The sequence below is a fragment of the Enterobacter cloacae complex sp. HYC080_NIDB genome, from assembly GCF_056673325.1.
Window position 1 is genome coordinate 2,797,354 of the sequence record NZ_CP114212.1, and the last position, 18,162, is coordinate 2,815,515.

At 52.0% G+C, this 18,162-nt stretch carries 21 protein-coding genes; 8 read left to right on the forward strand and 13 right to left on the reverse strand.

Features of this window, described 5'->3' with window-relative positions; translation table 11 throughout:
* Positions 1 to 91: 91 nt before the first annotated feature.
* A complete protein-coding gene (gene mdtG, locus O1723_RS13330; protein WP_014883344.1) occupies positions 92 to 1,309 on the forward strand; it encodes a multidrug efflux MFS transporter MdtG in 1,218 nt (405 codons plus the stop codon).
* 141 nt (positions 1,310 to 1,450) lie between these two features.
* On the opposite strand, the gene O1723_RS13335 is transcribed toward mdtG, so the two are convergent.
* A complete protein-coding gene (locus tag O1723_RS13335; RefSeq protein WP_242527778.1) occupies positions 1,451 to 1,876 on the reverse strand; it encodes a class I SAM-dependent methyltransferase in 426 nt (141 codons plus the stop codon).
* Between the two features lie 158 nt (positions 1,877 to 2,034).
* Here O1723_RS13335 and O1723_RS13340 point away from each other — a divergent pair.
* Positions 2,035 to 3,155, forward strand: a protein-coding gene (locus O1723_RS13340) for an IS3-like element ISKpn34 family transposase (protein ID WP_100245182.1) whose coding sequence is annotated in 2 segments (ribosomal slippage) — positions 2,035 to 2,293 and positions 2,293 to 3,155 — 1,122 coding nt in all. Because the reading frame shifts where the segments join, the coding sequence is not laid out codon by codon here.
* A gap of 129 nt (positions 3,156 to 3,284) precedes the next feature.
* Positions 3,285 to 3,674: a MysB family protein gene (locus O1723_RS13345; RefSeq protein WP_021240785.1), complete on the forward strand. Its 390-nt coding sequence runs from the start codon at positions 3,285 to 3,287 to the stop codon at positions 3,672 to 3,674.
* 6 nt (positions 3,675 to 3,680) lie between these two features.
* Here the strand turns inward: O1723_RS13345 and O1723_RS13350 are convergent, their stop codons facing one another.
* The 3 genes from O1723_RS13350 to mdoG all read right to left on the reverse strand — a co-directional run bounded on the left by O1723_RS13350 (position 3,681) and on the right by mdoG (position 8,068).
* Positions 3,681 to 3,908: a YceK/YidQ family lipoprotein gene (locus tag O1723_RS13350; protein ID WP_014883343.1), complete on the reverse strand. Its 228-nt coding sequence runs from the start codon at positions 3,906 to 3,908 to the stop codon at positions 3,681 to 3,683.
* Between the two features lie 85 nt (positions 3,909 to 3,993).
* Positions 3,994 to 6,522 carry a glucans biosynthesis glucosyltransferase MdoH gene (mdoH, locus tag O1723_RS13355; RefSeq protein ID WP_023338244.1) on the reverse strand — a complete coding sequence of 843 codons (2,529 nt, stop codon included), beginning with the start codon at positions 6,520 to 6,522 and terminating at the stop codon, positions 3,994 to 3,996.
* Positions 6,515 to 8,068, reverse strand: a complete 1,554-nt coding sequence (mdoG, locus tag O1723_RS13360; protein WP_032628846.1) for a glucans biosynthesis protein MdoG — start codon at positions 8,066 to 8,068, stop codon at positions 6,515 to 6,517. Before mdoG ends, mdoH begins: the two co-directional genes overlap by 8 nt.
* A gap of 254 nt (positions 8,069 to 8,322) precedes the next feature.
* On the opposite strand from mdoG, the gene mdoC reads away from it, so the two are divergent.
* Entirely contained in the window at positions 8,323 to 9,462 is a 1,140-nt protein-coding gene (mdoC, locus tag O1723_RS13365; protein ID WP_023337083.1) for a glucans biosynthesis protein MdoC, read from the forward strand.
* Between the two features lie 35 nt (positions 9,463 to 9,497).
* Here mdoC and ymdB read toward each other — a convergent pair whose 3' ends face one another.
* The 5 genes from ymdB to csgB all read right to left on the reverse strand — a co-directional run bounded on the left by ymdB (position 9,498) and on the right by csgB (position 11,944).
* A complete protein-coding gene (ymdB, locus tag O1723_RS13370; protein WP_023337082.1) occupies positions 9,498 to 10,040 on the reverse strand; it encodes an O-acetyl-ADP-ribose deacetylase in 543 nt (180 codons plus the stop codon).
* 81 nt (positions 10,041 to 10,121) lie between these two features.
* Positions 10,122 to 10,442, reverse strand: coding sequence for a fimbrial protein (locus O1723_RS13375; RefSeq protein WP_248190798.1), 321 nt, complete (start codon positions 10,440 to 10,442; stop codon positions 10,122 to 10,124).
* A gap of 159 nt (positions 10,443 to 10,601) precedes the next feature.
* Complete coding sequence (gene csgC, locus O1723_RS13380) at positions 10,602 to 10,934, reverse strand: curli assembly chaperone CsgC (protein ID WP_023337081.1); 333 nt, start codon at positions 10,932 to 10,934, stop codon at positions 10,602 to 10,604.
* Between the two features lie 60 nt (positions 10,935 to 10,994).
* Positions 10,995 to 11,447: a curli major subunit CsgA gene (gene csgA / locus O1723_RS13385; protein WP_014883336.1), complete on the reverse strand. Its 453-nt coding sequence runs from the start codon at positions 11,445 to 11,447 to the stop codon at positions 10,995 to 10,997.
* A gap of 41 nt (positions 11,448 to 11,488) precedes the next feature.
* A complete protein-coding gene (gene csgB, locus O1723_RS13390) occupies positions 11,489 to 11,944 on the reverse strand; it encodes a curli minor subunit CsgB (RefSeq protein ID WP_014883335.1) in 456 nt (151 codons plus the stop codon).
* Between the two features lie 756 nt (positions 11,945 to 12,700).
* Here csgB and csgD point away from each other — a divergent pair.
* The 4 genes from csgD to csgG are packed head-to-tail and all read left to right on the forward strand — an operon-like array spanning position 12,701 to position 15,042.
* A complete protein-coding gene (gene csgD, locus O1723_RS13395; RefSeq protein WP_014883334.1) occupies positions 12,701 to 13,351 on the forward strand; it encodes a biofilm master transcriptional regulator CsgD in 651 nt (216 codons plus the stop codon).
* Between the two features lie 4 nt (positions 13,352 to 13,355).
* The gene (gene csgE / locus O1723_RS13400; protein ID WP_014883333.1) at positions 13,356 to 13,745 is read left to right on the forward strand and encodes a curli production assembly/transport protein CsgE; all 390 of its coding nucleotides are present in this window, start codon (positions 13,356 to 13,358) and stop codon (positions 13,743 to 13,745) included.
* A gap of 23 nt (positions 13,746 to 13,768) precedes the next feature.
* Entirely contained in the window at positions 13,769 to 14,182 is a 414-nt protein-coding gene (csgF, locus tag O1723_RS13405; RefSeq protein ID WP_014883332.1) for a curli production assembly/transport protein CsgF, read from the forward strand.
* Positions 14,183 to 14,208: 26 nt separating this feature from the next.
* A complete protein-coding gene (gene csgG / locus O1723_RS13410; RefSeq protein ID WP_014883331.1) occupies positions 14,209 to 15,042 on the forward strand; it encodes a curli production assembly/transport protein CsgG in 834 nt (277 codons plus the stop codon).
* Between the two features lie 43 nt (positions 15,043 to 15,085).
* On the opposite strand, the gene O1723_RS13415 is transcribed toward csgG, so the two are convergent.
* The 4 genes from O1723_RS13415 to ghrA all read right to left on the reverse strand — a co-directional run bounded on the left by O1723_RS13415 (position 15,086) and on the right by ghrA (position 18,000).
* Positions 15,086 to 15,568, reverse strand: a complete 483-nt coding sequence (locus O1723_RS13415; RefSeq protein WP_072093713.1) for a DUF1097 domain-containing protein — start codon at positions 15,566 to 15,568, stop codon at positions 15,086 to 15,088.
* A 96-nt stretch (positions 15,569 to 15,664) separates the two neighbouring features.
* Entirely contained in the window at positions 15,665 to 16,219 is a 555-nt protein-coding gene (locus O1723_RS13420; protein ID WP_023337080.1) for a TorD/DmsD family molecular chaperone, read from the reverse strand.
* A 20-nt stretch (positions 16,220 to 16,239) separates the two neighbouring features.
* The gene (locus O1723_RS13425; protein ID WP_014883328.1) at positions 16,240 to 16,977 is read right to left on the reverse strand and encodes a phosphatase; all 738 of its coding nucleotides are present in this window, start codon (positions 16,975 to 16,977) and stop codon (positions 16,240 to 16,242) included.
* A gap of 84 nt (positions 16,978 to 17,061) precedes the next feature.
* Positions 17,062 to 18,000 carry a glyoxylate/hydroxypyruvate reductase GhrA gene (gene ghrA, locus O1723_RS13430; protein WP_023332669.1) on the reverse strand — a complete coding sequence of 313 codons (939 nt, stop codon included), beginning with the start codon at positions 17,998 to 18,000 and terminating at the stop codon, positions 17,062 to 17,064.
* Positions 18,001 to 18,162 lie beyond the last annotated feature (162 nt).

An 18,162-nucleotide genomic window follows, 5' to 3' on the forward strand; every position in this document is an offset into this window, starting at 1 on the left:
TCCGCATTGCGGCAATCATAACCCAGGCGCATAATTAGCAGGCTTATTACTTTATGCCTCAGGTGCTCAGCACCTCATTATGCGGAATGTTATGTCACCCTCAGATGCCCCCATAAACTGGAAACGTAACCTCACGGTTGCGTGGCTTGGCTGTTTTCTTACCGGTGCGGCGTTCAGCCTGGTTATGCCTTTCCTGCCGCTCTACGTCGAACAACTGGGCGTGACGGGCCACAGCGCGCTCAATATGTGGTCTGGACTGGTCTTCAGCATTACGTTTCTCTTCTCCGCGATTGCCTCACCCTTCTGGGGTGGCCTTGCCGATCGCAAGGGCCGAAAAATTATGCTCCTACGTTCTGCACTGGGGATGGCCATCATCATGGCGCTGATGGGGGTCGCGCAAAACGTCTGGCAGTTCCTGGTATTGCGGGCATTGCTGGGTTTACTGGGCGGATTTATTCCCAATGCGAATGCCCTGATTGCCACGCAAATTCCGCGCCATAAGAGCGGCTGGGCGCTTGGGACGCTCTCCACCGGTGGCGTAAGTGGCGCCTTGCTGGGGCCACTGGCCGGAGGACTGCTGGCGGATAATTACGGCCTGCGCCCGGTCTTTTTCATCACCGCCAGCGTGCTGTTCCTGTGCTTTATCGTCACTCTGCTCTGTATCCGTGAGAACTTCACGCCTGTCGCCAAAAAAGAGATGCTCCATGCCAGAGACGTGCTGACCTCGCTTAAGAATCCCAGACTGGTGCTGAGCCTGTTCGTCACGACAATGATTATTCAGGTCGCTACCGGCTCGATTGCGCCAATTCTGACGCTCTACGTGCGTGACCTGGCGGGTGATGTCAGTAACATCGCCTTTATCAGCGGGCTGATTGCCTCCGTGCCCGGCGTGGCGGCGCTGCTTAGCGCCCCGAGGCTGGGCAAGCTGGGGGATCGGGTGGGCCCGGAAAAAATTCTGATCTGCGCACTGGTGATCTCCGTCCTGCTGCTTGTCCCCATGTCGATGGTGCACTCTCCGTGGCAACTGGGGGTTCTGCGCTTTTTACTGGGCGCCGCCGACGGGGCGTTACTGCCCGCCGTACAGACCCTGCTGGTTTACAACTCCACGAACCAGATTGCGGGGCGTATTTTTAGCTATAACCAGTCATTTCGCGATATTGGTAATGTGACCGGACCGCTTCTCGGTGCAGGTATATCCGCCAGCTTTGGTTTCCGCGCCGTCTTTATCGTGACGGCGGGCGTGGTGTTGTTCAACGCGATGTATTCGTGGTTGAGTTTATCCCGCGCGTTACGCCCCACGACAGAATAAGGCGAAAGCCTGACGGCTTATTTTCGCATTCATACTTGCAGAATCCGATCTTCAGCTATTCTTTCCCTGAAACCTTCTGGAAAACAGGGAGACACCAATGACCATGTACGCCACGCTGGAAGAAGCGTAAAGTAAAATACATCATGAATTTGTGCCGTCATAATCAACTAAGACGCTCTCACAAATTACTTTCGTACCGTTCCATTCGTCCTTGTAGATACTGGTATCAATCCCTACCCCTGGTTGAAACGTGTACCCAGTATCATTAACAAACTTCTGGTACTTGGCTGTCTGTACTGTAGCGTCAAAGTACCTATGGCCTGAGTACTTAAACCCTGCGGAACCTTGCGGTACGATCCATGCCCCAAAGGATGAAAAAGTACTGGCATGTTCAATCACCTTGTATTCAAACTCTGAGCCTGTATAACGGCCTGTATACGCTTCTGATGTGTTGATCTTGCCGAAAGGAGGATTGCCATAGGCAACATCATAGAAACGGTCTGCTGAGTACTGGAGAGCGTCACCAACGATCCATTCAGCTTCAGGTAGTACCCTCTTCCCGATCATTACGTACTCTGGATTGAGTTCAACACAGGTAATGTGTGTTGGGTTGTTTCTTAAGTACTGGTAGTAACTGAGACGTCCGATACCCGCTGACCTGCTCCCCGTTGATTAATACACCGTGATGTTAGTAATGTCTTCATAAGCCACATGAGGACATCCCCATGAAGAAGCGTTTTTCCGACGAACAGATCATATGTATTCTCCGCGAGGCCGAAGCCGGCGTTTCTGCCCGTGAGCTCTGCCGTAAGCACGCCATTTCCGACGCCACCTTTTACACATGGCGTAAGAAGTATGGCGGTATGGAGGTGCCTGAGGTTAAGCGCCTGAAGTCGCTTGAGGAAGAGAACGCCAGACTCAAGAAGCTGCTTGCTGAAGCCATGCTGGATAAGGAGGCGCTTCAGGTGGCTCTTGGGCGAAAGTACTGACGACAGACCAGAAGCGGGAAGCCGTGGAAGTCATGTGCGAGGCTAAGGGTCTGTCGCAACGTCGTGCCTGCGGGCTGGCAGGTCTGTCCCTGTCAACCTGCCGATATTCGGCTCAGCGTCCGGCTGCTGACGCGCAGCTGTCTCTACGCATCACAGAGCTGGCACTTGAACGCCGCCGTTTTGGTTACCGGCGTATCTGGCAGCTTCTGCGACGTGAAGGTCTTTGCGTTAACCACAAGCGGGTTTACCGCATCTATCAACTTAATGGCCTGAGTGTAAAACGCAGACGACGTCGTAAAGGGCTGGCAACAGAACGTCTGCCGCTGCTCCGCCCGATGGCGCCCAATCTGACCTGGTCAATGGATTTCGTCATGGACGCACTGGCCACAGGTCGCAGGATCAAGTGCCTGACCTGCGTGGATGATTTCACAAAGGAATGCCTGACGGTCACTGTTGCCTTCGGGATTTCAGGCGTGCAGGTCACGCGTATTCTGGACAGCATTGCGCTGTTTCGCGGCTATCCGGCTACGATAAGAACCGATCAGGGCCCGGAGTTTACCTGCCGCGCACTCGATCAGTGGGCTTTTGAGCATGGTGTGGAGCTGCGACTTATCCAGCCCGGCAAGCCAACGCAGAACGGATTTATTGAGAGTTTTAACGGACGCTTTCGTGATGAATGCCTGAATGAGCACTGGTTCAGCGATATTGTTCACGCCAGGAAGATCATTAATGACTGGCGACTGGATTATAACGAGTGTCGACCACATTCATCACTGAATTACCTGACGCCGGCTGAATTTGCAGCGGGCTGGCGAAACGGGAAATATGAAGAAAAACCAACCGACATTACTAACTGAAGGTTGTATCTAACTCTGGGGGCAGGTCAAACCTGCTGTAAGCTCGATACCCTACTATAAATGTAGGCTTTGACAGTTCGCATTCATGCACCTATACATTTGATAAACATAATCAATGAGGAACTCATTATGTCCGATAAAGAATATGTATTCTATAGTACGCTGGAAGAAGCAATTGATGCCGCTCGCGAAGAGTTCCTCGCCGACAATCCCGGTGTTGAGGAAGAAGATGCTGACGTGCAACAACTTAATATCCAAAAATACGTTCTGCAGGACGGGGATATTATGTGGCAGGCCGAATTCTTTGCTGATGAAGGTGAAGAAGGGGAATGTTTGCCGGTCCTGAGCGGTGAAGGCGCGCAGGCCGTCTTTGATGGTGATTATGACGAAATCGAGTTACGGCAGGAGTGGCTGGAAGAGAACACCCTGCACGAGTGGGATGAAGGCGAATTTCAGCTCGAACCTCCGCTGGATACGGAAGAAGGTCAAACCGCAGCCGATGAGTGGGACGAGCGTTGATTTACGCTACTCGTACGGGCCGTGGCTGGCATCGATGGGCAGCAACAGCGTGTCGAAAATCAGCGAAAACGGCAGATCGAGCACGGTCAGGTAGCGCCACGCGGAATCACGCACATCCCATTTCACACCCGGGTAATACTGATTCCCATGGCCCTGCCCTGGAATAGTGCGGCTGATGATGCTGCCGCAGCCGCTAAGCAGGCATGCCATCAGGACGACGATGATTATTCTCATAAGTTACCTCTAAAAAAATACCGGCGATTAAGCCGGTATTTTTATCTGGCGGGTGGCGCTACGCTTACCCGCCCTGGTTAACAACTTACTTCGCCTTCAGTGCAAGCGGATTCAGCTTCACGTCTTTGTAGTAGTTCACCCACGAAGAATACTTTTCCGGAGCGGACCATACGCGATAGTGAAGCCTTGCCATCGTGACCGGATCGCTCAGCAGCACCAGACGACGGTCGCGGTTGAGTTTTTCCGGCGTCTCGTTAAGCGCCTGCTCAACGTGACGATCGCGGGCAATCTCCAGCACATGACTTGCACGGTGACGCGCCGTCGCCATGGCTGTTGCCAGGGCGTTAAATGACGGGTTAAACACGGCGTGCATAAAGCCATCATCCAGCGTGCGATTGCGGTTCTGCTCCAGATAGGTATCGGTATCCACCAGCACCTTCGGCGGGGAGTACTCTTCCGGGATCAGGAACAGTTTCCAGCGTTTAGTCCGCAGTCCCACCGTTGAACGGCTGGAGATCACAGAGACGAACGGCGACAGGATCAGCGAGAAGACAATCGGCGCCAGCCAGAACAGGAAGCGCAGATCCAGCCAGGCCATGCCCGCCGCCCACACCAGCCCCAGCAGCAGCTGAGAACCGTGACGCATGAAGGCTTCGCCCCACGGCGTGGAGTCGTCATCACGCTGCGGTGAGTTCCAGACCACTTCCCAGCCCAGGAACGCACTGACCACAAACACGGTGTGGAACAGCATACGCACCGGTGCCAGCAGCACGGAGAACAGCACTTCCAGCAGCAGTGAAAGGGTCACGCGGAAGAAACCGCCGTACTCTTTCGAACCTTTGCACCAGATCAGGATGATACTGAGCAGCTTAGGCAGGAACAGCAGCACCATGGTAGACGCAAACAGCGCAATTGCCAGCTCCGGACGCCACTGCGGCCACACCGGGAACAGCTGGCGCGGTTGCAGGAAGTATTGCGGCTCCGTCAAAGCATGGACGACCTGCAATGCAGTAGAGAGCGCAAGGAACATGAACCACAGCGGTGCAGAGAGATAAGACATCACGCCCGTCAGGAACACCGCGCGGTGAACCGGGTGCATCCCTTTGACAAGGAACAGGCGGAAGTTCATCAGGTTGCCGTGGCACCAGCGGCGGTCACGCTTGAGCTCATCCAGCAGGTTTGGCGGCAGCTCTTCGTACGATCCCGGGAGGTCGTAGGCAATCCAGACGCCCCAGCCCGCACGACGCATCAGCGCAGCTTCCACGAAGTCATGCGACAGAATAGAACCGGCAAACGAACCCTCACCTGGCAGCGGCGCCAGCGCACAGTGTTCAATGAACGGCTTCACGCGAATAATGGCGTTGTGACCCCAGTAGTGCGATTCACCCAACTGCCAGAAGTGCAGACCGGCAGTAAACAGTGGCCCGTAAACACGGGTGGCAAACTGCTGGCAGCGCGCATAAAGCGTGTCCATACCGGACGCTTTTGGCGAAGACTGAATGATCCCCGCGTTCGGGTTGGCTTCCATCAGACGCACCAGACCGCTCAGGCAGTCACCGCTCATGACGGAGTCCGCATCCAGCACCACCATGTAGCTGTACTGGTTACCCCAGCGACGGCAGAAGTCATCGATGTTACCGCTTTTACGCTTCACACGACGGCGACGACGACGGTAGAAGATCTGGCCTTCGCCCTGTACTTCTGCAATCAGCTCCATCCACGCTTTTTGTTCTGCAACGCAGATATCCGGGTTGTAACTGTCGCTCAGGATATAGACGTCGAAATGCGCCGCGTTGCCGGTCGCCTTGACGGACTCCCAGGTCGCACGCAGGCCCGCAAATACGCGGTCAACGTCTTCGTTACAAATAGGCATGATCAGCGCGGTACGGTGCTCAGGATTGAGGGGTTCATCCCCGACCGTTGACGCTGAAATGCTGTATTTGTCCCGCCCCATCAGCAATTGCAGGAAGCCCATTAGCGCGGTCCAGAAACCTGCCGAAACCCAGCAGAACAGAACCGCAAACAGCAGGAGGATGCCGCTTTGCAGGATATAAGGCAGTAGCTGCATGAAGGAGACCCAGAGATCCTGGCCCATCATGTCCGTTGGGTTAATAAACGCCCAGCCCTGGTAAGGCAGAATGGTTTTCATGTACCAGGTCGCGACAACCGTTTGTGCCAGCGTCAGAAGCAGCAGGATGTAACGGCGAATAGTCCCCACGGTACGCCATTTCTGCTCAGAGGCCTGCTCTTCTTTCGTCAGGCGTGACAGATAGCGCGGCGTCACATCACGCCCACGCAGGCGATCCCAGAAGCGGCCAACCGGGTTGGTGCGCCATGGATCGGGGAACATAGAGGAACGCGTCGCCTTCGGCATCGCCTGAAGCTGATCGCGTCCTTCGTCGTCTTTAATCAACTGCCCTTCTGCCAGCGAGTCTGGCCATGCCTGCTCCAGACGCGCTTTTACTGACCCCAGCGGCGTATCATCATCACGGGAAAACTGACGATGTTCACCATCCAGCGCGGTGTGAACCGCGCGGATGTCGCTCTTAGGCAGCGCCGCTTTTTCGATATCCGTCAGCGGCATGGCATCAATATATTCAGATGTATTATTCATTGGCAGGTAGCTGATAGCTCCAGGTTTCACTCAGCGGCTGATCGTCACTGACCAGCGCAGCACGCATTTCAGTGGTCTGTTTCGGATCTTTCACTTTCACGCGCAGGGTCAGACGCCAGCCTTTGGTTACCGGATTGTAACGCACCGTGTTTTCAACGATTTCACCGTTATCACCAATGCTGGCCTGAGCCGACACCGCCGTATCCGGAGACAGTTTCTTCATATCCTGGCCTGTGAAGTCCACGACAAACGCCACGGTACCGTCAGGCTGACGGATAAGGTTAGACTGCTTCACATCACCCGTTGAGCGGCGAGTCTGCATCACATACGCGTTATCCGGCGCATGCAGCTTATCTTCGTCGCGGCTGAAGGTAATGGTGTACTTAAAGTTCATCTCTTTGCCGGCTTCCGGCAGTTGATCCGGCGTCCAGTAAGCGACGATGTTATCGTTGGTTTCGTCGTTGGTTGGAATTTCAACCAGCTCTACCTTGCCTTTACCCCAGTCGCCTTTAGGCGTAACCCAGGCGCTTGGACGCAGGTCATAACGATCGTCCAAATCTTCAAAGCGAGAGAACTGACGGCCACGCTGCAGCAGGCCAAAGCCCTGCGGGTTTTCCATCGCAAAGCTGCTTACTGCCAGATGTTTCGGATTATTCAGCGGACGCCAGATCCACTCACCGTTACCGGCATGAATAGACAGACCATTGGAGTCATGCAGTTCCGGGCGGAAGTTGGTTGCCGGCGACGGCTGGTTTGGCCCAAACAGGAACATACTGGTCAGCGGCGCAACGCCCAGTTTGCCCACTTTGTCACGCAGATAGACTTTAGACTGCACGTCAACGACCGTGTCACGACCCGGCATAATCACAAAGCGATAGGCACCGGTTGCGCGCGGGGAGTCCAGCAGCGCATAAATAGTCAGACGTTTGTCCGTTGGTTTTGGACGTTCAATCCAGAACTCGCGGAAACGCGGAAACTCTTCACCTGATGGCAGCGCGGTATCAATGGCCAGACCACGCGCAGAAAGCCCGTACACCTGCCCCGCGCCAATCACGCGGAAGTAGCTGGCGCCAAGCATGCTGACGATTTCGTCGTTTTTATCTTTGCTGTTAATCGGGTAAAGCACCTTGAAGCCTGCGAAGCCCAGGTCTTTCACCGTATCTTTGTCGTGTTGCACATTGCCAAAATTGAAGTAATCCGGGCTGTACTTGATCTTACGTACCGCGGTCGCCGTCACTTCATTGATGGCAACAGGCGTGTCGAAGTACATACCCTGATGATAAAATTCAAGCTTGAACGGGGTTTTAATGTTGTTCCAGTACGCTTTATCGTGATTGAACTGGATCTGCTGATAGTCCGCATACTTCATGTCGCGGAAAACGGAGGGCAAGTTACTTTTCGGCGCTTCGTAGCTCTTGCCTGCCATCGATTTTGCCTGTTTTGCGACATCGTCGATGTTAAAGGCCAGTGCCGATGAGGTATACAGTGATAACACGACTGCAGCACCCACCCAACGCATTTTCATCATCTGTGGTTTATGTTTCATAATAAGTAAGCACTTCCCCCTTTGTGTGCTTATATCGATCCGATCCATTTTAATGGAAACTCAGGCAATCCGACAACATAATCACTGCTTTGTTCAGCTACTGGCTCATGGATTAAGCAAATGAAAGAACCCGCGATTCACTTTGCGTGCTTATCCTGGAGACAGTGTGTCGGTCTTGGTGTAGGGTTGGCGTCGAATGTAACCATTATGAGTCTTAGGGATAAGACGAAAAGTCTGAGAATGCACAAAGTTATATGAGCACATCACCAACAGAACGTGAATATTTCCTCGACTCGATCCGGGCATGGCTGATGCTATTGGGGATCCCCTTTCACATTTCACTGATTTACTCCAGCCACACGTGGCATGTTAATAGCCAGATGCCCTCCTGGTGGCTCACGCTGTTTAATGACTTTATTCACGCCTTCCGTATGCAGGTGTTTTTTGTCATTTCAGGCTATTTCTCCTACATGCTTTTTTTACGCTATCCGCTGAAGCGCTGGTGGAAAGTCCGCGTAGAGCGCGTGGGTATTCCTATGTTGACCGCCATCCCGCTGCTGACGCTGCCGCAGTTCATTATGCTGCAGTATGTTAAAGGCAAAGCAGAGAACTGGCCGAATCTTACGCTGTATGAAAAGTACAATACGCTGGTCTGGGAACTGGTGTCTCACCTCTGGTTCCTGCTGGTACTGGTGGTACTGACCACGGTCAGCCTGGTGATCTTTAGCCGTCTGCGCCGTCATTTAAGCACGACCGCTGACGCCTTCTTCGCCAACGTCACGCTGGGCAAACTGTCGGTGCTCTTTTTGCTGCTTGGCGTTGCTTATGCCGCCGTGAGACGCACTCTGTTTATCGTCTACCCACCGATACTGAGCGACGGGTTGTTTAATTTTGTGGTGATGCAGTCGCTGTTCTACATTCCGTTCTTTTTAATTGGCGCACTGGCGTTTATTTATCCGAAGCTTAAAGCCTTGTTTACCACACCGTCACCGTGGTGCGCAGTGGGTGCCGCCTTCGCGTTTGCGGCCTATCTGCTGAACCAGCGCTACGGTAGCGGCGACGCCTGGATGTATGAAACGGAAAGCGTGATCACTATGCTGCTGGGCTTGTGGATGGTGAATGTGGTGTTCGCACTCGGCCACCGCTTGCTGAACTTTAAGTCCAGCCGCGTGACCTACTTCGTCAATGCTTCACTGTTTATCTATCTGGTGCATCACCCGTTGACGCTGTTCTTCGGGGCTTACATCACGCCGCATATCGCCTCTAACACGCTGGGCTTCTTTACCGGACTGGTGTTTGTGGTGGGCGTGGCGATCGTGCTCTACGAGATCCATCTGCGGATCCCTCTCCTGCGTTTCCTGTTTTCAGGCAAACCCCAGACGAAAACTGCCTGAGCAGCGTGGCGCACTGACGGTGCGCCACGTTTGTTTCAACTCTCCAGCGCTTGTCTGCGCTGCGCCAACAACCGCTGATACAGATGCAGGGTGTCTTCATCAAAACAGACAAAGGTCACCTTCTCTGGCAGCGGTTTTAGCGACAGGTAGCGGTAGACGGTTTCTACCGCGATGGTCGCCGCTGCCGCCTTAGGATAACCATACACGCCGGTGCTAATTGCCGGAAACGCCATCGTTTTGTAGCCGTTGTCGGCGGCAAGCCGTAGACAGTTTCGGTATGCCTCTTCCAGCAGACTCGCTTCATGGTGGTCGCCGCCCTGCCATACTGGGCCAACGGCGTGAATCACCGCTTTGGCCGGAAGGTTGCCCGCAAGCGTAATCACCGTATGGCCCGGCGGGCATTCGCCCTGTTGCTGACGCACGATTTTACAGGCTTCCAGCAGCTGCGGTCCGGCAGCGCGGTGAATAGCACCGTCAACCCCGCCTCCCCCCATCAGGGAAGGATTGGCCGCATTGACGATGACATCGACATGCTGGGTCGTAATATCGCCATGAATCACTTCAATTTGCGGTTTCATAAAAGCCCTCTGCTACCCGCCTTTTTCTTAAGTGTATCGCAGAGGGGTTATTGAGAAAAACGATCGGCGGTAAAACACGAATTAGCGGTACTGGATCTGAACCACTGCGAGCGTTTTTTCAGGATTAAGGTATTTCATATCCACTGTCGCCAGGCTGGAAGGTGTCGTCATGCCGTTCAGCGCATCGTCGTAACTGACCATACGGGTTTGCATACGGTTTTTAACCGGGCACGATACCGCCAGCTGCCGATGTTGCTGCGTAACTTCACACGGGTCAGCAACGATTGCACCGCGAAAGTGAATGACGCCCCCTTCCGCAAAAGTGGCCGAATGCGCAGGAACGATAAAGGCAGAAACGAGCAGGCCCAAACCTGAAATAAGATGTGCAAAATTGTGGGTCACGATAGGTACTCCTCAATGAAAATCGTCCATGAGGGGCAAACGCGCTTCATTATGTTAACGAAGTGTCACGTTACGGAACATTACGACACAGTTCCTGATAACAGCATAGCTCAACGGCACAGACCCGCCACCTTCGCAACATATTGATATTATGAATGATTAGAGCGCGCGCCCTCCAGGCGACCACTGTTGTGATAAATGAAGTGCTTTTCCATCAGTGACGGTTACCACGATCGTTACCGTGTCTCCCGCTGAGATATTTAAACTCAAGCGCATTAAATCAATCGCCTGATTAGCGGGGATAAAAAGTGTGTTTTGCTGGCGGGATGAACTTTGTCCACTCTGCCCTTCGCGCAAAGAGACAATCTGGACCTGACAATCACACGATTCCGTCAACGTGACCTGCGGAATAATGGTGGTCATATTGCCCTGCTGTGAGGTTTGAAAGGTTATCTGGCTCGACAGCGCGGCGAGGAGAATTAAGGTATTCATAATTAACTCCCGAAAAAAAACAGGGCATCAGCCCTGTTTTTTGTAGCACAGATGTCAGTATCAGTACTGATGAGCTGTCGCGTGGTTACCAAAGCCAATCTGGGTAACGTTGACGGTGGAGTTAGACGCCGTCTGGTCTACCAGTGCGCCGTTAAGGCCACCGTACTGGCTGACATTCATCACGGAATCTTTACTGTTCCACTGATCAAGTGTCGCACTGTTGCCAAATCCGTTCTGGGTCAGGTTAATGCTACTGTCGTCAGACCCCTGACCAACGTCAGCGCCGTTACCGCCACCGGTCTGGCTAATATTCAGAACTGAATTTCTGGCATCAGTCTGCAGGGCCAGCGCGGAGTTACCGCCACCATTCTGGTAAATATTCAGGGTTGAATTTGGGCCACCGTATCCGCCATGACCATGTCCATGACCCCATCCGCCCTGGTTAATCATACCAGCCATAGCACTACCAGAAACTACGATTGCTGCAAGTGCTGCCACTTTGATAAATTTCATGGTAAACCCCCATCGGATTGATTAAAGTCGTCGCGAAATAACTAGCGTTGAATAACGCGAATTGCCATCTGCGACTGTTTCTGCACTACAACTGCGGTTTTCTGCGTACCGTACTGCGTAATATTTGCTCTATTACCCGACCCTTTCTGGATAATTTTTGCACTATTACCATATCCATCTTGCGTAATACCTGCATCGTTCCCGTTACCGCTCTGATCGATCCAGGCAATATTGTAAGTCCCTGATTGATCAACTCTCGCTCTGTTGCCTGCACCATCCTGGGAAACGACTGACAAGAGTTTCGACCCTTCCTGGCGAATCTGAGCGTCATTAAATACGCCCTGTTGACCAATAATGGCTGCCTGATTTAATGATGAACGACTTAATTCATTAACCGCAAAATTATATTCAGCATTTGCCAAATCAGTATTAGCCGCGGTTACAAATCCAGGCACACCCAGTAATGTAAACATCAAAAATAACGATGTGTTTTTCATGTTGTCACCCTGGACCCGGCTACCTGAAAACACCCTGTTCGTATTTCGTGTTAAACGACTCGTTTTTTTGTTAACGCGTCGTTACGGTGAAGAGTATGTCCGCTGAAACATTTTAAATATCTCACCCGCGTGGCTTATTTTTATTTCTCAGGTCACCACAAAGTCGTAATTTGCAGAAAAAATACACATTACACAGGCTGGTTTAATTTTTTATAGAATATTTATGCGCGTTGTGTCGTACAACGACGACAAGCCTGCCCACGCGTTCCTGCGCGTTGTTTAAGCGTAACGGCAGGATAGCATTTTGTTCATCACGTGACACAGGACGTGTTTTCTTAAGCCAGAGAGAGGAGAACATAATGGCTTAGAAAGTATCAGTTACTCATACCAAAGCTTAACGTCTCCAAAATAAAAATTAAGACATAAAATCAACCAGTTAATAAAATTTGTATGATTTTTAAAATCTGTGCACGCCTATTTATATGTACAACTTTCATATCAAATAACAACATTCAAAACAGCCAATATTCACAAATTAATATTGATTTTTACATCTTGTTACATGATTAACACTTGCTTTAAACTTCGTAAAAGCTAGATTGAAATTAGCTGTACGAAATTGGTTTTATATTTACCTCCCTGTGGAGGTTATGTTCTGATTCTACACACAGCAGTGCAACATCTGTCAGTACTTCTGGTGCCTTCCTCTTTTCAGGAGGGCAGCTGTCAGGTGCCAAAAATAAGTGGGGTTTCATCATGTATAATGAAGTCCATAGTTTACATGGTCATACATTACTGTTGATCACAAAACCTTCTCTGCAAGCGACAGCTTTATTACAACATTTAAAGCAATCTTTATCATTGAACGGGAAATTGCATAATATTCAACGTTCTTTTGATGATATTGCGCCTGGCAGCATCATTCTGTTTGATATGATGGAAGCTGATAAGAAGCTTATCCATTACTGGCAAGATAACTTAAGCAGGAAAAACAATAATATCCGCGTGTTATTATTGAACACTCCTGATGAATACCCTTTCAGAGATATTGAAAGCTGGCCGCATATCAATGGCGTGTTCTACGTCACTGAAGAAGAAGGCCGGGTGGTAGAGGGTCTGCAGGGCATATTGCGCGGAGAGTGTTATTTCTCGCAAAAGCTGGCCAGCTACCTCATCACGCACTCCGGTAACTACCGCTATAACAGTTCGGAATCCGCGCTGCTCACGCACCGTGAAAAAGAGATCCTGAACAAACTACGCATTGGTGCTTCAAATATTGAAATCGCCCGTTCGTTATTTATCAGCGAAAATACGGTAAAGACGCACCTTTATAATCTTTTCAAGAAGATAGCTGTTAAAAATCGAACTCAGGCTGTTTCATGGGCAAACGATAACCTCAGGCGTTAATCACATGAAGCGCACGTTGAGTTGGATCGCCGCAGCGAGTTTCTTGCTCGCTGCAGGGAACCTGCAGGCCGTCGAGGTCGAAGTTCCCGGATTGTTAACTGACCATACAGTCTCATCGATCGGGCACAGTTTTTACCGGGCCTTCAGTGATAAATGGGACAGTACCTACACGGGTAATTTAACAATCAACGAGCGGCCCAGTGCACGTTGGGGAAGCTGGATAACCATCACGGCTAATCAGGACGTTATTTATCAAACGTTTTTATTCCCCTCGAAAACAGACTTCGATAAAAACGTGGCCTTAGCACTGGCTCAAACTGAAGATGCTATTAATCGCCTGCAAATAGACAAAGCGCTATTAAGCACCAGCGATTTAGCAAAAGATGAGTTCTAGCGAACCGATATGCGGAGGCTGTCATGCGTATTGCATATGCAGTTGTTTCGATAATGCTTATTACCCCTCTTTGCTGGGGCGGAAATATGACGTTCCAGTTCCGTAACCCTAACTTTGGCGGTAACCCTAACAACGGTGCGTTCCTGCTGAATGAAGCTCAGGCGCAAAACTCCTATAAAGATCCCAGTTATAAGGACTTTACCGTTGATACCCCTTCCGCACTGGATAACTTCACCCAGGCTATCCAGTCGCAAATTTTAGGGGGATTGCTGACAAACATTAACACCGGCAAGCCCGGCCGAATGGTGACCAACGATTTTATTGTCGATATCGCCAACAGAGACGGACAACTTCAGTTGAACGTAACCGATCGTAAAACCGGAAAAACCTCCACCATTGAGGTTTCTGGCCTACAAAGCAATTCAACTGACTTTTAAACAATAGCTAAATAAGGACAACGATCATGCAGCGCTTCCTGATATTTGTTGCAGTGTGCTTATTGAGCGGTTGTTTAACTGCTCCGCCTAAAGAAGCTGCAAAACCAACATTAATGCCTCGGGCTCAGAGTTATCGTGATTTAACCCATTTGCCTTCTCCAACGGGCAAAATATTTGTCTCGGTATACAACATTCAGGATGAAACAGGGCAATTTAAGCCCTACCCGGCCAGTAACTTCTCCACGGCAGTGCCGCAAAGCGCCACCGCCATGCTGGTTACCGCACTCAAGGATTCGCACTGGTTTATACCGCTGGAACGCCAGGGGCTACAGAACCTGTTAAATGAACGAAAAATTATTCGTGCTGCACAGGAGAATGGCACCGTCGCGGACAATAACCGAATGCCTCTGCAGTCTCTGGCTGCGGCAAACGTCATGATCGAAGGCTCGATTATCGGTTATGAGAGCAACGTTAAATCGGGTGGTGTGGGAGCACGTTACTTTGGGATTGGCGCGGATACCCAGTATCAGCTCGACCAAATTGCCGTTAACCTGCGTGTCGTCAACGTCAGTACCGGTGAAGTGCTCTCCTCGGTAAACACCAGCAAAACGATATTGTCTTATGAAGTCCAGGCGGGGGTATTCCGCTTCATCGACTACCAGCGTTTACTGGAAGGTGAAATTGGTTATACCTCGAATGAACCGGTCATGATGTGTCTGATGTCAGCCATTGAAACCGGCGTGATCTTCCTGATTAACGATGGTATCGATCGCGGGCTGTGGGATCTGCAAAACAAATCAGACGTGCAGAACCCGATCCTGGTGAAATACCGTGATATGTCCGTGCCTCCGGAATCCTGACAGGAAGCGCATAAAAAAGGCGAGATGATTATCTCGCCTTTTTTTATTCACTCACCGCGGTGATGTTTTGCGTTTTTTCCCGTCGCGCCGCCAGCCAGAGACCGCTGTTCTTCATGGCATAGCCAAACAGCAACCCCAGCGCCAGTGAAGGGACGACCAGCTTCCACTCCCCCTGTCCGGCAAAGGTCGCGCACGCCCCCATAAAGGTGCCCGGTACAAACGACAGCAGCAGATGCTTCGCCTGAATACACATCAGGAAGGCAACGACCCCCGTCATGACGTAGCCCAGGATCTCCAGATGCGGCGCCAGCGCGCTGCCTTTGATGATAACCAGCGCCCATATAACGCCGCTCATCAGCGTGCAACCAGAGATAAAGAGCCCTTTCAGCCCTCCCTGCGGGCAGGCGAAATAGGCCGTGCAGCCAAGGAAGCCAGCCCAGCTTAATAAACCAAGAGACACCGCCACCCATCCCCAGATACCGGAGAGAATGCCCGTCGTGATTGCAATACTAAGTAATATGTTCATGGTGCGCATCTTAGCAGATGCGCACCATGGAAATGAGATCAGAAGCACATTACGTGCAAGTTGAAATGTATCGTTGCAGAATTTTTGTGATGTAAATCACTCTACACTCTCTTCTTCCAGCTCATCCCACATTGCTGCGATGGCGTCGCGCGTCAGCGGAGCCAGCGTTCTCCAGAACGGAGAGGTGGCGTGGGCTTCAACTTTCCCCAGGAATGTTCCAACCCACGGCAGCAGATACGTCTCGAAGAGGATTTCGATGGCTTCATTTTCATCATCACCCGCGTTGTCTTCGATCCAGGAGGCCGCCAGCAGCAGAGTACCAATATGATCGGCTGGCGTATCGCTCAGCGGCATACCGCGCTCAGAGAGGAATGCCCGCACTTCCGCTTCGGTCGCCCCTTCCTGCCAGGCAGAACGGTAGGGCGAAACGCGGCACTCTTCCCCCACGAACAATGCGTTGTAATCCGTTGAGATCTGCTGCATATCACAGTTTTTCTGCAGACGTTCCAGTAACTCATCCTGTTCCAGCGGCCAGTTCTGCGCCAGCTTACCCTCGCGAATGAGCGTAAACAGCGGAACCAACAGCGGGTCCTGCGGCTGGCGATAATACAGGGAGCCCAGCACGCGGCAAAGGATGGAGAATTCATTCATTGTGTTATTCCGTTATTCAATTAAAGGTCGGCAAATTCATCAACGGGCGTCATGCCGCGCGACTCCAGGAAGTCGAGCATACGGCGTGGCGTGACGTTCAGGATCTGTGCTTCCGGGAAATTGACGTCCTGCAGCACTTTCATGCACTCGCCAAAATCCCCCAGCGTGAAGGCCGTGTGCGAATCAGAGCCCAGCGCCACCATCCCTCCGGCATCACGCACGGCGGCTGCCACTTCGCGACAGTTGGCTTCACTGCCTTTACGCGAGTGCACGAACGAGGAGTTGTTAATCTCCAGCGCCACACGGTGTTTCGCGGCGGCCTGCGCCACGGCCTGAATATCAATAGGGTATTTAGGATTACCCGGATGGCTGATGATATGCACATTGCCGCTGGCAATGGTGGCAATCATCGCCGCGGTATTGGTCTCTTTATCCTGCGGCGGGAAAACCGGCTCATGGAAACCGGCAAGGATCAGATCTAAGGAGGTCAGCATCGGGCCGGTGCAGTCGATTTCACCGTCGGTGTTTTTGATGTTCGCCTCAATGCCGCGCAGTATCCCAATGCCATCCACCAGACGTGGCCAGATCCGCATATTCACAAAATGCCAGTAGTGCGGCGCATCCGCCATATCCGGGCCGTGATCGGTTATCGCAAAGAGCTTAATACCTTTTAGCTTTGCCTGGGCGATATAATCATGGAGGTTGCTATACGCGTGGGTGCTGGCGACGGTGTGCATATGCAGGTCAACGGGATACATCTTTCTCTCCTCTGCGGTTTTTCCAAAGGATAGCAGTTATCAGCGGCGAATATTAGCAAAAACCCGGCCAACGCCGGGTTTCTCTCAGTAGCCGCGCTGTCGGTCGACCTGACCGGTAACCGCGTTCCCCTTCTCTATTTCACCGATAGTATGCGAGATATAAGCCACCGCCTCAGCCGGTCGCGTCACGGCGGCGACATGCGGGGTCATTGCCACGCGAGGGTGTCGCCATAGAGGGCTTTCTTCAGGCAGCGGCTCACGGCTGTAAACATCCAGCATGGCACCTTTAAGCTTTCCGCTATCCAGCGCCTTCAGCAGATCCGGCTCCACCAGATGCACCCCGCGCGCAAGGTTCATCAGGTAGCTCCGATCGGCCAGCTGATTGAGCAAGGCTTCGTTGATAATCCCCACCGTTTCCGCCGTATTCGGCAGCAGGTTGATCAGCACGCGTGTGCCTTTCAGAAACGCCGGGAGTTCATCCGTTCCGGCAAAACTCTCAACGCCCGGATACGCTTTACGGCTACGGCTCCAGCAGCGTAACGGGAAGCCCCACGGGGCAAGGGCTTCAGCCACCTTTGAGCCCAGCACGCCCGCCCCGAGGATACCGATGGTAAAGTCTTCACGTTGATATTCCGGCAGCGGCTCCCAGTGGGATTGCTGCTTAAAGGCCTGATAATCATCAAAGCGACGGAACCAGTGCAGGACCTGGCTGACGGCATATTCCTGCATTTGCTGGCCCATACCGGTATCTTCCAGGCGGAACAGGGGGATATCTTCCGGCAGCATCTCCGGGTGTGCCTTCAGTTTGCTCAGAATGGAATCCACGCCAGCGCCAAGCGCAAACACGGCCTTCAGTTTACGGCCCTGAAGCATCTCAACGGGCGGATGCCAGACCAGCGCATAGTCAGCATGTTCGTTATCGCCCCGCTTCCACTCACGAACGCGCGCGCCCGGCAGTGCTGCCGACAGTGCTTTAATCCAATAAGCCGTATCAAAAGTGGGGTGATAGAAGAGTATATCCATAGTCATTCCTGCTTTTTTTCGCGCTGTTTTGTTTTCATTTTCAAATGGATTGTCAGCATAACAAATTTATGGCGCTATGTTATTGCTGATAAAAAAGGCGCTTTTCGCACATTTCGGAATCAGGTTGCCTGAAGTTTGTCTAAACACGCTAAATTACTGAAA

Bases quoted from the DNA above. Each gene is read 5' to 3' on its own strand.
- O1723_RS13335 (WP_242527778.1), bottom strand. From the start codon at position 1,876: ATGATCGGGAAGAGGGTACTACCTGAAGCTGAATGGATCGTTGGTGAC.
- O1723_RS13350 (WP_014883343.1), bottom strand. From the start codon at position 3,908: ATGAGAATAATCATCGTCGTCCTGATGGCATGCCTGCTTAGCGGCTGC.
- csgG (WP_014883331.1), top strand. From the start codon at position 14,209: ATGCAGCGCTTCCTGATATTTGTTGCAGTGTGCTTATTGAGCGGTTGT.
- csgF (WP_014883332.1), top strand. From the start codon at position 13,769: ATGCGTATTGCATATGCAGTTGTTTCGATAATGCTTATTACCCCTCTT.
- csgE (WP_014883333.1), top strand. From the start codon at position 13,356: ATGAAGCGCACGTTGAGTTGGATCGCCGCAGCGAGTTTCTTGCTCGCT.
- mdtG (WP_014883344.1), top strand. From the start codon at position 92: ATGTCACCCTCAGATGCCCCCATAAACTGGAAACGTAACCTCACGGTT.
- mdoH (WP_023338244.1), bottom strand. From the start codon at position 6,522: ATGAATAATACATCTGAATATATTGATGCCATGCCGCTGACGGATATC.
- csgD (WP_014883334.1), top strand. From the start codon at position 12,701: ATGTATAATGAAGTCCATAGTTTACATGGTCATACATTACTGTTGATC.
- O1723_RS13420 (WP_023337080.1), bottom strand. From the start codon at position 16,219: ATGAATGAATTCTCCATCCTTTGCCGCGTGCTGGGCTCCCTGTATTAT.
- csgA (WP_014883336.1), bottom strand. From the start codon at position 11,447: ATGAAATTTATCAAAGTGGCAGCACTTGCAGCAATCGTAGTTTCTGGT.
- ghrA (WP_023332669.1), bottom strand. From the start codon at position 18,000: ATGGATATACTCTTCTATCACCCCACTTTTGATACGGCTTATTGGATT.
- csgB (WP_014883335.1), bottom strand. From the start codon at position 11,944: ATGAAAAACACATCGTTATTTTTGATGTTTACATTACTGGGTGTGCCT.
- mdoC (WP_023337083.1), top strand. From the start codon at position 8,323: ATGAGCACATCACCAACAGAACGTGAATATTTCCTCGACTCGATCCGG.
- ymdB (WP_023337082.1), bottom strand. From the start codon at position 10,040: ATGAAACCGCAAATTGAAGTGATTCATGGCGATATTACGACCCAGCAT.
- O1723_RS13345 (WP_021240785.1), top strand. From the start codon at position 3,285: ATGTCCGATAAAGAATATGTATTCTATAGTACGCTGGAAGAAGCAATT.
- O1723_RS13425 (WP_014883328.1), bottom strand. From the start codon at position 16,977: ATGTATCCCGTTGACCTGCATATGCACACCGTCGCCAGCACCCACGCG.
- csgC (WP_023337081.1), bottom strand. From the start codon at position 10,934: ATGAATACCTTAATTCTCCTCGCCGCGCTGTCGAGCCAGATAACCTTT.
- mdoG (WP_032628846.1), bottom strand. From the start codon at position 8,068: ATGAAACATAAACCACAGATGATGAAAATGCGTTGGGTGGGTGCTGCA.
- O1723_RS13415 (WP_072093713.1), bottom strand. From the start codon at position 15,568: ATGAACATATTACTTAGTATTGCAATCACGACGGGCATTCTCTCCGGT.